Consider the following 12,377-nt stretch of genomic DNA (forward strand, 5'->3'; position numbering starts at 1 on the left):
GTCGGCGCGCTGCCGGGCGGTCGCCCGAAGGCGGCCGCCCGGCAGGTGTCGGTCGGCGTCAGCTCACTCGCTCACGCCGGCGGTGAAGGCGCCGGACCCGGCGTACGCCTTGACGACGAGCCGGTAGGTGCCGGCGCTGTTGTCGTAGCTCAGGGACTCGTCGGGGCCGGAGCCGGTCGAGGAGGCCACGGTGATCCAGTACCCGGAGTAGGACCGCTGGAGGTAGAGGTCGAAGTCCGTTCCGGTCGGGCCGTCGAGGCAGGCCTTCAGCTGGCCGGCGTCGGAGTCGGTGAACGAGGCGAGGTTCTTCGACTGACCGGCGCTGAGGGTGCCGGAGTAGGCCAGTGCTCCGGTGCAGGTGCTGCCCCCGCCCCCGCTGGGGTTGACCGTCCAGGTGAAGGAGGCCGTGCCGGTCTTGCCGGCGGCGTCGGTCACCTTCGCGGTCACCGAGGACGAGCCCGCCGTGGTCGGGGTGCCGCTGATGACGCCGGCCGAGGTCGCGCTGAGCCCTGCAGGGAGACCGGTCACGGTCCAGGTGTACGGCGCCGTGCCACCCGTGGCGCGCAGGGTGAGCTGGGTGATCGCGGTGCCCTGCGTGGCGGTCTGGTTGCCCGGGCTGCTGACGGTGGGGCTGCCCGCGGGCGGCGTCGCCGAACAGGCCTCCGTGCCGGCCGCCACCGCGATCGCCGAGAACGCGTTCGCGATGCCCTCGCAGATCGACGGGTCGTTCGGGTAGAGGTCCTTGGCCGACTTGATGGCGCCGTTGCGGGCGTCGGCGTACCTGCTGTTGGAGGTCAGGTAGACGCTCAGCGTGCGGTACCAGATCTTCTCGGCCGCGTCCCGGCCCACGCCGGTGACGGTCGAGTTGTTGCAGGTCGGGCTGTTGTAGGACACCCCGTTGATGGTCTTGGCTCCCGATCCCTCCGAGGCCAGGTAGAACCAGTGGTTGAGCGGACCCGAGGAGTAGTGCGGGTCGAGGTTGCCCAGGGTGGAGGACCAGCAGTCGCGCGACTGGCCGTCCTTGGACGGCTTGTCCATGTACCGCAGCGGGGTGCCGTTGCCGCGCAGGTCGAGCTCCTCGCCGATCAGGTAGTCGGCGACGTCGTTGCTGTTGTTGGTGTGCCACTCGACGGCGGTTCCGAAGATGTCGGAGGTGGCCTCGTTCAGGCCACCGGCGTCGCCGGAGTAGACCAGTCCGGCGGTGTTCTCGGTGACGCCGTGGGACATCTCGTGGCCGGCGACGTCGAGCTCGACCAGCGGCGCCGCGTTGCCGGCACCGTCGCCGTACGACATCTGCTCGCCGTCCCAGAAGGCGTTCTGCATCGCGTTCGCGAAGTGCACCCGCGAGCGGGCGCCGCGGCCGTCGCCCCAGATGCCCGCCCGGCCCTGCACGTCGTTGTAGTAGTCGAAGGTCATCTCGGCGCCGTACTGCGCGTCGACCGCCGCCGAGGCCCGGTCGCTGGAGCTGCCGTTACCCCAGATGTCGTCCGCGTCGACGAACACGTCGCCGGCTGGTCCCTGCCCGGTGTTGGGGTCGCCCTGGTTGTGTACGTCGGTGGCGTAGTTGCCGTGCTCGTCGCGGATCTCGTAGCCGCCGCCGGTGTGGGCCTGCGTGCCGATGTCGACCGTCCCGACGTAGATGCCGTGGCCCTCCCCGGTCTGGATCTCGTCGTATGACGTCAGCACCTTGCCCGAGTCGCCGTCGACGATCGTGTGCAGGCGAGAGGGCACGCCGTCGCCGCGCACGCCCTCGGTCAGCACGTCGTAGGCCAGCGTCCGCTCGCCGCGCACGGCGTAGACCACGACATCGCTGCTCTGGTCGTCCTTGGTCGCGTTCTGCGCCGCGAAGGCCTTGTTGGCCTTGGTGGTGGCCTTCTTGCGCGCGATGCCCGTTGTGATCGAGGGGACGGTGACCTTCTTGGCGTTCCAGGTCACCCCGACCTGCTTGCCGGAAGCGTTGAAGTGGACCACGAGGTCGCCGCCGAGGACCGGCAGTCCGCGGAAGGTGCGCTCGTACCTGACGTGCTTCGCGCCGGAGGGATCGCGGACGACGTCCTTGACGATCAGCTTCTGCTGACCGCCCAGGCCGATGGCCGACCGGACCGCACCGGCCTGCTTGCGCGCCTGCTTCAGGTCGCGGTCGCGGTTGCCTGCGGCCGCCGACGGTGTGGCCGACGGTGTGGCCGCCGACGGCGAGGCTGCCGTGGTGTGGGCAGTGGCGGCCGATGCGTCGGAGATCGCCGCGGCGAGTCCTGACGTGGCCAGCACCGCGGCGGCGAGACCGCCGATGACGTGTCGATTCATGCTGTGTGCTCCCGAGTTCGACAGACCCTGACCGGGTCCCGATCCCCTCCCGGACGAGAGGGACGGTGAGCAGATTCACAGCGTCCGAGAACGACGGTCAATCACTTCGCGGTGGCCGGAAACGGGCGCTGTCCGGAACTGGACAGGCGACCGGGCCGATCGCAGCCGGGCCGATCAGAGCCAGCCGTTGCGTGCGGCCTGCACCCCGAGCTGGAACCGGCTGGCCGCGCCGAGCACCTCCTGCAGGTGGGCCAGGCGCCGGCGTACGGTGCGGTCGCTGACGCCGAGCTCACGAGCGATCGCATCGTCGGTCAGGCCCGCGGCCAGCAGGGTCAGCAGGGAGCGGTAGGCCTCGACCGGTTCCTCGGTGTCGAGGCCGTGGGGGTGGACGGTCAGCGGCGACGACTGGCGCCAGTAGGACCAGAAGATCGACGACAGCACCTCCAGCAGGCTGGACGGGTGGACGACGAGCATGTCGCGCCGCCGGTCGCCCAGCCGTGGCAGGGTGACCAGCCCCAGGTGGTCGTCGGCGATCGTCAGGTTGACCGGGACCTCCGGGAACAGCCGCGCCTCCTCACCGGCATCGATGCACGAGCGGACCACGCTGATCGCGACCGGGTGCTGCACGATCGCCGCCCCGTAGACGATCTTGTAGCTGACGCCGCGCGCGATCGACTCGTAGAACCCGGCCATGGCGGTCGGCTCCGGCCGCACGCGCTCGTCGCCCACCGGCCCGATCGAGAGGGCACGAACCTCCCGGGTGGCGCCGGCGATCAACGCGTCCTGGGCGGCGTCGCAGGCCGCGTCCGACTGGAGGACCTGGAGATAGCTGGCGTCGTCGTGGTGTTGCCGCCACAGCTCGGACAGCGTCTGCGCCATCTGGTGGGCGCGGGCCGCCTCGGCGGCGCGCTCGGTCGCCAGCAGGTCGAGCACGGGGTACGGCGGGCGTGCCACCGCGTGGTCCCGGTCCCGCTCGGCGAGGCCGATCAGCTCGAGCTCGTCCAGGGTGACCTCGACCTCGAAGGCCGGGAGTCCGACGCGGGCGCTGAGCGTCTCGACGGTGGTCGGCCCCCCGGCGACCAGGTTGCGGTAGAGGTCTTCTGCCTGCATCGACATGCGGCGAGCGGCAGGCGCGGGCCTGGGCAGGTCAGCGGTCGTCACGAATCGCCCCCGATGGCAGTCGCAGCGATGATCTGGTCAGCGAGCCACACTACTGATCATCCGGCGTCAGGTCACCGGGTGTCGGCGTCAGGTGCCTCGCGGAGCAGCACGTCGAGCAGGGCGACGGCGCCGGCCTTGTCGAGCGGGTCGTTGCCGTTGCCGCACTTCGGCGACTGGATGCACGACGGGCAGCCGGTGGCGCACTCGCAGGCCGCGATCGTCGCCCGGGTGGCCCGCAGCCAGGCCGCGGCGGTGCGGTACCCGCGCTCGGCGAAGCCCGCCCCACCCGGGTGGCCGTCGTGGACGAACACGGTGAGCACGCCGGTGTCAGGGTGCCGGGCGGTGGACACGCCGCCGATGTCCCAGCGGTCGCAGGTCGCGAACAGGGGAAGCAGGCCGATCGAGCAGTGCTCGGCGGCGTGGGCCGCGCCGGGCAGGTCCGCGGGCACCAGCCCGGCGCCGGTCAGGAGGTCGCGGACGACGTCGTCCGGCACCGTCCACCAGACCGCTGCGGTCGACAGGGTCCGCGCCGGCAGGTCGAGCGGCTTCTCGTCGATCACCTCTCCGGTGCGGGTGCGCCGACGGAGGTACGACGTGACCCGGCTGGTCACCTCGACCGTCCCGAACGAGACCCGGCACGGTCCCCAGTCGGCGTGCTCGCGCTCCGCGACGATCTCGATGTCGGTGACGTCGCGGGCGGTCGTGGTGTGGTCGACGTCGGCACGGCGCAGGGTGGCGACGTGCTCCTCGAGGTCGAGCGACTCGACGAGCCAGGTCTCGCCGCGGTGCAGGTAGACCGCGCCCTCGTGGGCGGTGCTGTGGGCGCGGGCGCCGTCGACGGTGCCGACCACGCGGCCGGTCACCGCCTCGACGAGCTGCACCTGGGCGCCGCCGGTGGATCGGATGTCGGCGAGGTCGGCGGCGCGGGCGCGGTCGGTCCAGTACCAGCCGGCCGCCCGGCGGCGCAGCAGCCCGCGCTCGACGAGCGAGCCGAGCACCTCCCGCATCCGGGGCCCGAACAGCGCCGCGTCCGCGACGGTGACCGGGCTCTCCTGGGCGGCGGCGCACAGGTGCGGCCCCAGGATGTAGGGGTTGTCGGTGTCGAAGACGGTGCCCTCGACCGGCCGGCCGAGCAGCGCCTCGGGATGGTGGACGAGGTAGGTGTCGAGCGGGTCGTCGCGCGCCACGAACAGCCCGAGCGCCCCGCCGCCGTCTCGTCCCGCGCGGCCGACCTGTTGCCAGAACGCGGCCCGGGTGCCGGGGTACCCGGTCACCACGACCGCGTCGAGGCCGCTGATGTCGATGCCGAGCTCGAGCGCGTTGGTGGCAGCCATGCCGAGCAGCCGCCCGCTGCGCAGGTCCTGCTCGAGGGCGCGGCGCTCCTCGGGCAGGTAGCCGCCGCGGTAGGAGTCGACACGCCCGGCCAGGGACGGATCCACCTCCTCGACCAGCTCGGCCGCCCGGCGGGCCACGGTCTCGACGCCGTGCCGGGAGCGCACGAACGCCAGGGTGCGGACGTCCTCGACCACGAGGTCGGCGAGCAGGTCGGCGGTCTCGGCGGTGGCCGGTCGGCGTACGGGCGCGCCGTTCTCGCCCTGGTACGACGTCAACGGCGGCTCCCACAGCCCGAGGGCCAGGGCACCGCGGGGCGAGCCGTCCTCGGTCACCGCGGTCACGTCGAGCCCGGTCATCCGGCGCGCCGTCACGTCGGGGTCGGCGACCGTGGCGGACGCCAGCACGAACACCGGCGACGCGCCGTGGAGCTCGCAGATCCGCCGGAGCCGGCGCACGACCTGGGCGACGTGGGCGCCGAACACGCCGCGGTAGTGGTGGCACTCGTCGATCACGACGTAGCGCAACGACCGGAAGAACGAGGTCCACCGCTCATGGCCGGGTAGCAGGGAGCGGTGCAGCATGTCGGGGTTCGAGAGGACGTACTCCGCGTGGTCGCGGGTCCACTCCCGCTCCTCGGCGGTGCTGTCGCCGTCGTGGGTCGCCACCCTCACGTCGAGCCCGAGGTCGCGGATCGCCGTCCACTGGTCGTGGGCCAGCGCCTTGGTGGGGGCGAGGTAGAGCACCGACGCGCCGCGCTGCCCGCGGGGGCCGCGGGCGGCGCGGATGTCGGAGAGCGCGGGCAGGAGGTACGCCAGCGACTTCCCGGACGCCGTACCGGTCGCCAGGACGACGTGCTCGCCCCGGTGGGCCGCCTCGGCCGCCGCCACCTGGTGCTGCCAGGGACGCCCGACCCCGCGAGCGGCGTACGCCGTGACCACCGCAGGATCGGCCCACGCCGGCCAGTCCGTGAGGGCCGCGGGCCGCGCCGCAACTCGTTGGCGGTGGGTCAGCCGGTCCGCCCGCGAGGGCAGCGCGACCAGCCGGTCGAGCAGGGCCTCGGGGTCGCGTCGCCGGGCCGGGGCGACGTCGAGATCGGGCTGGGCACTCACCCTCCGATTGTCCCCCGGACCCCCGACACGAGCCGAAGGCATACCGACAGGATGTCCGCTCCTTGCGCGTGCGCGCGCTCGGCATGGTTTGATAAGTGCCACCAGACGGAGAACTGCTATCCCGGGGTGAGGGTCGTGAATCTGACACTGTCGACGCGCGAGGTCGGTGGGCGCACCGTCGTTGCCGTGGGTGGCGAGATCGACGTCTACACCGCCCCCAAGCTCCGCGACACCATCACCGAGCTCGTCGCCGGCGGCACGTACGACATCGTCGTCGACATGCAGGCGGTCGAGTTCCTCGACTCCACGGGCCTCGGCGTCCTGGTCGGCGGCCTGAAGAAGGTCCGCGCCCACGACGGCTCCCTCGAGCTGGTCTGCAACGCCGACCGGCTGCTCAAGATCTTCAAGATCACCGGCCTGGCCAAGGTCTTCGTCATCCACGACTCGGCAGACGCCGCCCTCGCCTGAGTCGGGTTTCGGCGCTGGGCTGATGCGCTGCGTGAGCGACTCACGGTGTTTGTTTGGCGCTCGCTTCGCTCGCGCATGTCGCGCCGCCTTCTGACGCCGTTTCTTCCTCCCCCGCGCGCTTCCTCGTTCCTCGGTCGCGCGCTCCTCCGTGCAGAAACGGCGGGCGGCGCGACGGAACCCCCGTCAGCGGCCCGTCGCTCGTAGTCCATCGCTGTGACGCGCGTCACAACCTCCATGTGTTCTGCGCCACACTCTGCGTAGACTCCGGGCACGATCTCAGACCTGGCCCCCGTGGCCGACCCTGAACCCCCCGCAGGAGGCAGTCGTATGCCCCATCCGTTCGTCGTCCCGCAGGTAGCAGATGTCGACGTCACCGGGGGCGATCTCGCCCTCGTGGCGATCGTCGCCGCGATCGCTCTCGGCTCGCTGGGCATGGCCGTGCTGTTCAGATCGGAGGTCCTCCGCGCCGGCGAGGGCACCCCGAACATGCAGCGGATCGCCCAGGCCGTCCAGGAGGGGGCGAACGCCTACCTCACCCGCCAGTTCCGGACCCTGACGATCTTCGCGGCCATCGCGTTCGTCGTCCTGCTCGCGCTCCCGGCCCATACGGCCGACGGCGCGACCGGGCTCCAGTCGGAGTGGGCGGTCCGGATCTCCCGGTCGATCTTCTTCCTGGTCGGAGCCGGGTTCTCGGGGGCGGTGGGCTACCTCGGCATGTCGCTGGCGGTGCGCGCCAACCTCCGGGTCGCGGCGGCGGCCAACGAGCAGGGACGCGACCCGGCGATGAACATCGGGTTCCGCACGGGTGCCTTCGTCGGCATGTTCACGGTGGGCCTGGGCCTGCTCGGCGCGAGCGTCGTGGTGATTGTCTTCCAGGAGACGGCGCCCAACGTGCTCGAGGGCTTCGGGTTCGGCGCCGCGCTGCTCGCGATGTTCATGCGCGTCGGCGGCGGCATCTTCACGAAGGCGGCCGACGTCGGCGCCGACCTGGTCGGCAAGGTCGAGCAGAACATCCCCGAGGACGACCCGCGCAACGCGGCGACGATCGCCGACAACGTGGGCGACAACGTCGGTGACTGCGCCGGCATGGCGGCCGACCTGTTCGAGTCGTACGCCGTCACCCTGGTCGCGGCACTCATCCTCGGTTCGCAGGCGTTCGGCGACAAGGGCCTGGTGTTCCCGCTGATCGTCCCGGCGATCGGCGCCCTGTCCGCGATCGCGGGCGTCTACCTCACCAAGCCGCGCGCCGGCGAGAGCGGGCTGAAGACCATCAACCGGGCCTTCTACATGTCGGCCGCGTTCGGGGCGGTCGCGAGCGCGATCGCTGCGTTCGTCTACCTGCCGGGTGAGTGGAGCGAGCTGGGGTCCGGAGCCTCGGCCGACCTGTCGCCTCCGGTGTTCGCGGCCGGCGCTGTCGCGATCGGCATCGTGCTGGCGGCCGCGATCCTCGCGCTCACGGGCTACTTCACCGGAACGGAGCACCGGCCGGTCAAGGACGTCGCCCGGACCTCGCTGACCGGCCATGCCACGGTCATCCTGTCCGGCCTCTCGGTCGGCTTCGAGTCCGCGGTCTACACGGCGATGGTCATCGGCGCCGCGGTCTTCGGGGCCGCGCTGCTGGCGGGCGGCTCGACGGGTCTCGCCCTGTTCGCGGTCGCCCTGGCCGGCTGCGGCCTGCTGACGACGGTCGGCGTCATCGTCGCGATGGACACCTTCGGGCCGGTCTCCGACAACGCGCAGGGCATCGCGGAGATGTCGGGGGACGTCAGCGAGAACGGCGCGCAGATCCTCACCGAGCTGGACGCGGTCGGCAACACCACCAAGGCGATCACCAAGGGCATCGCGATCGCCACCGCCGTGCTCGCCGCGAGCGCACTGTTCGCGTCGTACACGCAGAGCGCCTACGACGAGGTGGGCCCAGCGCTCGACAAGGAGTTCCTCGTCTACGACGCGAAGCTGATCGTCGGCGCGCTCCTCGGCGCCTGTGCCGTGTTCCTCTTCTCCGGCCTGGCGATCAACGCCGTCGGCCGGGCGGCGGGCGCCGTGGTGATGGAGGTGCGACGCCAGTTCCGCGACATCGCCGGGATCATGGAGGGCACCGCCCGCCCGGAGTACGGCCGGGTCGTCGACATCGTCACCCGAGACTCGCTGCGCGAGCTGGCCACGCCGGGGATCCTGGCGATCCTCGCCCCGGTGGCGGTGGGCTTCGGTCTGGGGGTCGGTCCGCTGGCCGGCTTCCTGGTCGGTGCGATCGCGACCGGCACCCTGATGGCGGTGTTCCTCGCCAACGCAGGTGGCGCCTGGGACAACGCGAAGAAGCTGGTCGAGGACGGGCACCACGGCGGCAAGGGGTCCGAGGCACACGCCGCGACCGTCACCGGCGACACCGTGGGCGACCCGTTCAAGGACACCGCGGGCCCGTCGATCAACCCGCTGCTCAAGGTGATGAACCTGGTGTCGCTGCTGATCGTCGGCGCGGTCGTCAGCCTGTCCTACGGCGAGAACGAGAACGACGTCGTGCGGATCCTCATCGCGGTGGCTGCCGCTGCCGGGATCTTCGCCGCGGTGTTCGTGTCCAAGCAGCGGGTCTCGACGATCGGGGACGACGCACCGGAGCCGGCGAACGCCGAGTCCGCCTGATCGTGGGCCGTCTGCTGGCCGCGCTGGCGGCGACCCTCGTGGTCGTCGCCGGCGCGGCCGTCGTCGTCCCGGCCCACGCGGCGACCACCCGAGTGACCGCATCGGCGTACGTCGAGACCTCCGTCGTCATCGGTACGTCGGCCCGCGGCCGCCCGATCCGCGCGTACTACCGCGGCGAGGAGGGCGCGCCGTACGTCCTGCTCGTGCTCGGCCAGATGCACGGTGACGAGAAGGACGGCATCGCCACCGCCCGCTGGATCCGCGACCACGCCCACCCGCGCCCCGGCACCGGCGTCTGGGTGGTGCCGACGCTGAACCCGGACGGCAACGCCCGCGGCACCCGCACCAACGGCCGCGGCGTCGACCTCAACCGCAACTGGCCCACCAGCGGCTGGTCGGGTGCGGGGCGCGGATCCCGCTACTGGGGCGGTCCGCGGCCCGGAAGCGAGCCCGAGACCAAGGCGATGATCGCCTTCCTGACCCAGGTCCGGCCCGACCGGATCGCCTCGATCCACCAGCCCCTGCGGGCGATCGGCCGCGGCGGGCACGGGAAGTGGGAGAAGCGGCTGGCCCGGTTCCTCCACCTGCCGCGCCGCCACCTCGGCGTCGGCAACCCGTCCGGGACCGACTCCCCGACGCTCACCGCCTGGTACGACACCGCCCTCGGCGAGCACGGCGCCGCCACCACGATCGAGTACGGCGCCCGCACCAGCCACCGCTACCGCACCAAGGTCGCCGGCCGCGGCATCCTGCGCGCCGCCCGCATCCACTGACACGCTCACTGTCGCCCGATTTTTGGTGAGGGGTGGTTTGGTGAGGGTTGGGTCGGGTAGGAGCCGCGCCCGATTGTCTTCCCGGGCGCTGGCAGGGCCTGCGCCCTCCCCCTGAGGAGCGCGATGACGAAGAGACGTGCGCGGTTGCGCCGGGCGATGGCAGTACTCGCAGGGGCGTTGGTCCTTCCCGCCCTCGCGATCAGCGGAACAGGTCTCCCCACTGCCGCGGCTGACGACTCGGAGGCGCGCCCGGCCAAGGCCGGCGGCTTCCAGGTCTTCCCGGTGCCGACCCCCGCGGCCGGGCTCGGCCGAATCGTCACTGCACCTAACGGTGACATGTGGTTCGTGGAGAAGGAGACCACCAAGTTGGGCCGGATCACGCCGTCCGGAGCCTTCACCGAGATCGGCGTCGACGCCGGTCTCGGCGCGCTCAACGACCTCGACATCGATGCCGCGGGCAACATCTGGCTGGCGTACGCCGGCGGCGTCGCCCGCGTGCACCCGAGCGACGTGAGCGCGGGCGTGTCCTACCCGACCCCGTTGCGGTTCGTGCGCGAGGTTCGAGTGGGCCCTACCGCGACCTGGGGTTCGGGCTCGATCGCCAACCCGGGGGTGGTACGGATCGCCGGCGGTGGCTGGACCTCGGACGCCGTGCCCGAGTGCTCCGGGGCGCTGGGCCGCGGACGCGATGGCCTGATGTGGTGTGCGGAGTGGGACCGACTGATCCAGCTCAACGACGCCGGGACCAGTGGTGTGACCTACCCGCTGCCGGCCAATGCGACCTACCCCTACTCGGTGGCCACAGGTCCGAACGGCAAGATCTGGTTCGGTCGTGACGACGGCGGATCGATGTTCACCTCGCCGGCCAACGGCAACATCGGTTGGGTCGCCGACAACGGCCAGGTCGGCACGATCCGCACCGGCGACCGCACCGCCCCGCGCAGCCTGGTCACCGGTCCCGACGGCAACGTCTGGTTCACCAGCGTCGGTGCCGCGAAGGGGATCGGCCACGTCGATGCGGCTGGCGTGGGTGCCGTCGTACAGGTCGGCAACTACGAGCCCACCGCGCTGACCTACGGCGCCGACGGCGCGATCTGGTTCACCGACAAGGCCAACAACTCGATCGTGCGGGTCGCGCGCGAGAGCCTGTGGGTCACCAACGTGAACGTCGGGCCCAACTCGCAGCTCATCCCGCACGCGCAGCCGGCCACGTCCGCGAAGAAGAAGGTGAAGGCGGACAAGAAGCGGAAGAAGGCCACGCTCACCATCAGCTGCGCCAGTGGCGTGACGGCCTGCTCCGGCGCGATCGTGGTCAAGGCGGGCAAGTTGAAGGTCGCGGCCGGCGCGTACGCCGTCCCCGCGAGCAGCACCGCCAAGGTCAAGATCAAGCTGACCAAGGCCGGCCGCAAGCTCCTGCAGCGCAGCAAGGCCGTCAAGGTGAAGGTCGTGCTCACCGCCGCGACCGGTGCCCAGACGACCAGGAAGGCCAAGCTGACCCGCTGACCTCGGACGGGTCGGACCAAGGGCAGAGCGGTCCGACCCGTCCGGGATCAGGCGAGTCCGTCGAACGGCCGGACCTCGACCGTGCCCCGGCACACCCGCGACGCCTCAGCGGCCAACCTGAGCGCCACGTCGAGGTCGGGCACCTCGATCACCCAGAACCCGGCGATCGCCTCCTTGGTCTCCAGGTACGGCCCGTCGGTCATCACCGGCGTCTCGCCCTGCCCGTCGACCACGGTGGCGGTCGTCGCGGGGGCCAGGCCGCCGGCGAAGACCCAGTAGCCGTCGGCCTTCAGCTGCTCGTTGAACGCGCCCGTCTCGGCGAAGGACTGCTCCATCTCCTCCTTCGACCCGTAGCCGTAGAACTCGTCGGTCATCTCGGTGGGTCCGTGCACGGACATCAGGTACGTCGTCATCTCGTCGCTCCTCGTTCGGGCGGTCCCGATGACCGCCTCCTGTCCTCACCACGAACGCCACCACACGGATCCGACAGCCGCCACCCCGGAGATCGCCGGATCTTTTTCTGCGGCCTGTGTCGAACCGCGTCCTCGGCGTTCGTAGTACCGGTACAGGCAGGCCACCGGGCCCGCCGCTCACACCCCAGGAGCAGAGATGTCCACCACCGCCGCCCAGGTCACCGCCACCCCCGTCACCGCCACCCCGGTCCGCCGTACCGTCTGGAAGCACGGCGTCGCCGCCGCGGCCGCCGCCTCGGTCGTCACCACCGCCCTCGCCGCGATCGCCTCCGCGGCGGGCGTCTCCTTCGCCGACGAGTCCGGTGCCTCGATCCCGATCCTCGGGTTCACCCAGCTGACCTTCGTCTTCTCGCTGATCGGCGTCGGCCTCGCCGCCGTCCTCGCCCGCAAGGCCCGGCGTCCGCGTTCGACCTTCGTGCGCACGACCCTCGCCCTCACCGCGCTCTCCGTCGTGCCGGACGCGACCTTCGGCTTCGACGTCGCCTCGGCGCTCACCCTGATGACGCTGCACGTCGTCGCCGCCGCGGTCGTGATCCCGATCCTCGCCGGGCGCCTCGCCCGCGGGTGAGGCACGGTGGACTGACGCATCTGACGAATGGGCTGTGGAAGCG

9 protein-coding genes are annotated in these 12,377 nt (G+C 71.7%); 5 read left to right on the forward strand and 4 right to left on the reverse strand.

Annotated elements, in window-relative coordinates; genetic code table 11:
- Positions 1 to 63: 63 nt before the first annotated feature.
- The 3 genes from QI633_RS01225 to QI633_RS01235 all read right to left on the reverse strand — a co-directional run bounded on the left by QI633_RS01225 (position 64) and on the right by QI633_RS01235 (position 5,909).
- On the reverse strand, positions 64 to 2,304 hold the full coding sequence (locus QI633_RS01225; RefSeq protein ID WP_282427844.1) for a M4 family metallopeptidase: 2,241 nt from the start codon (positions 2,302 to 2,304) through the stop codon (positions 64 to 66).
- A gap of 174 nt (positions 2,305 to 2,478) precedes the next feature.
- Positions 2,479 to 3,465 (reverse strand): LuxR C-terminal-related transcriptional regulator, encoded by a 987-nt coding sequence (locus tag QI633_RS01230; protein ID WP_349016712.1) that lies wholly within the window; start codon positions 3,463 to 3,465, stop codon positions 2,479 to 2,481.
- A 71-nt stretch (positions 3,466 to 3,536) separates the two neighbouring features.
- On the reverse strand, positions 3,537 to 5,909 hold the full coding sequence (locus QI633_RS01235) for a DEAD/DEAH box helicase (protein ID WP_282427845.1): 2,373 nt from the start codon (positions 5,907 to 5,909) through the stop codon (positions 3,537 to 3,539).
- A gap of 135 nt (positions 5,910 to 6,044) precedes the next feature.
- On the opposite strand from QI633_RS01235, the gene QI633_RS01240 reads away from it, so the two are divergent.
- The 4 genes from QI633_RS01240 to QI633_RS01255 all read left to right on the forward strand — a co-directional run bounded on the left by QI633_RS01240 (position 6,045) and on the right by QI633_RS01255 (position 11,293).
- Positions 6,045 to 6,377, forward strand: a complete 333-nt coding sequence (locus QI633_RS01240) for an STAS domain-containing protein (RefSeq protein WP_141796303.1) — start codon at positions 6,045 to 6,047, stop codon at positions 6,375 to 6,377.
- Between the two features lie 327 nt (positions 6,378 to 6,704).
- The gene (locus QI633_RS01245) at positions 6,705 to 9,017 is read left to right on the forward strand and encodes a sodium-translocating pyrophosphatase (protein WP_141796302.1); all 2,313 of its coding nucleotides are present in this window, start codon (positions 6,705 to 6,707) and stop codon (positions 9,015 to 9,017) included.
- A 2-nt stretch (positions 9,018 to 9,019) separates the two neighbouring features.
- Positions 9,020 to 9,790 carry a M14 family zinc carboxypeptidase gene (locus QI633_RS01250; protein ID WP_282427846.1) on the forward strand — a complete coding sequence of 257 codons (771 nt, stop codon included), beginning with the start codon at positions 9,020 to 9,022 and terminating at the stop codon, positions 9,788 to 9,790.
- Between the two features lie 123 nt (positions 9,791 to 9,913).
- Positions 9,914 to 11,293: a hypothetical protein gene (locus QI633_RS01255; RefSeq protein WP_282427847.1), complete on the forward strand. Its 1,380-nt coding sequence runs from the start codon at positions 9,914 to 9,916 to the stop codon at positions 11,291 to 11,293.
- A 47-nt stretch (positions 11,294 to 11,340) separates the two neighbouring features.
- On the opposite strand, the gene QI633_RS01260 is transcribed toward QI633_RS01255, so the two are convergent.
- The gene (locus tag QI633_RS01260) at positions 11,341 to 11,706 is read right to left on the reverse strand and encodes a YciI family protein (RefSeq protein WP_282427848.1); all 366 of its coding nucleotides are present in this window, start codon (positions 11,704 to 11,706) and stop codon (positions 11,341 to 11,343) included.
- Positions 11,707 to 11,902: 196 nt separating this feature from the next.
- Between QI633_RS01260 and QI633_RS01265 the strand changes: the two genes are divergently transcribed.
- Complete coding sequence (locus tag QI633_RS01265; RefSeq protein WP_282427849.1) at positions 11,903 to 12,334, forward strand: DUF6069 family protein; 432 nt, start codon at positions 11,903 to 11,905, stop codon at positions 12,332 to 12,334.
- Positions 12,335 to 12,377: the final 43 nt, after the last annotated feature.

Origin of the sequence: Nocardioides sp. QY071 (assembly GCF_029961765.1) — a bacterium.
Lineage (GTDB): Bacteria > Actinomycetota > Actinomycetes > Propionibacteriales > Nocardioidaceae > Nocardioides.

Bases quoted from the DNA above. Each gene is read 5' to 3' on its own strand.
- QI633_RS01225 (WP_282427844.1), bottom strand. From the start codon at position 2,304: ATGAATCGACACGTCATCGGCGGTCTCGCCGCCGCGGTGCTGGCCACG.
- QI633_RS01265 (WP_282427849.1), top strand. From the start codon at position 11,903: ATGTCCACCACCGCCGCCCAGGTCACCGCCACCCCCGTCACCGCCACC.
- QI633_RS01245 (WP_141796302.1), top strand. From the start codon at position 6,705: ATGCCCCATCCGTTCGTCGTCCCGCAGGTAGCAGATGTCGACGTCACC.
- QI633_RS01255 (WP_282427847.1), top strand. From the start codon at position 9,914: ATGACGAAGAGACGTGCGCGGTTGCGCCGGGCGATGGCAGTACTCGCA.
- QI633_RS01260 (WP_282427848.1), bottom strand. From the start codon at position 11,706: ATGACGACGTACCTGATGTCCGTGCACGGACCCACCGAGATGACCGAC.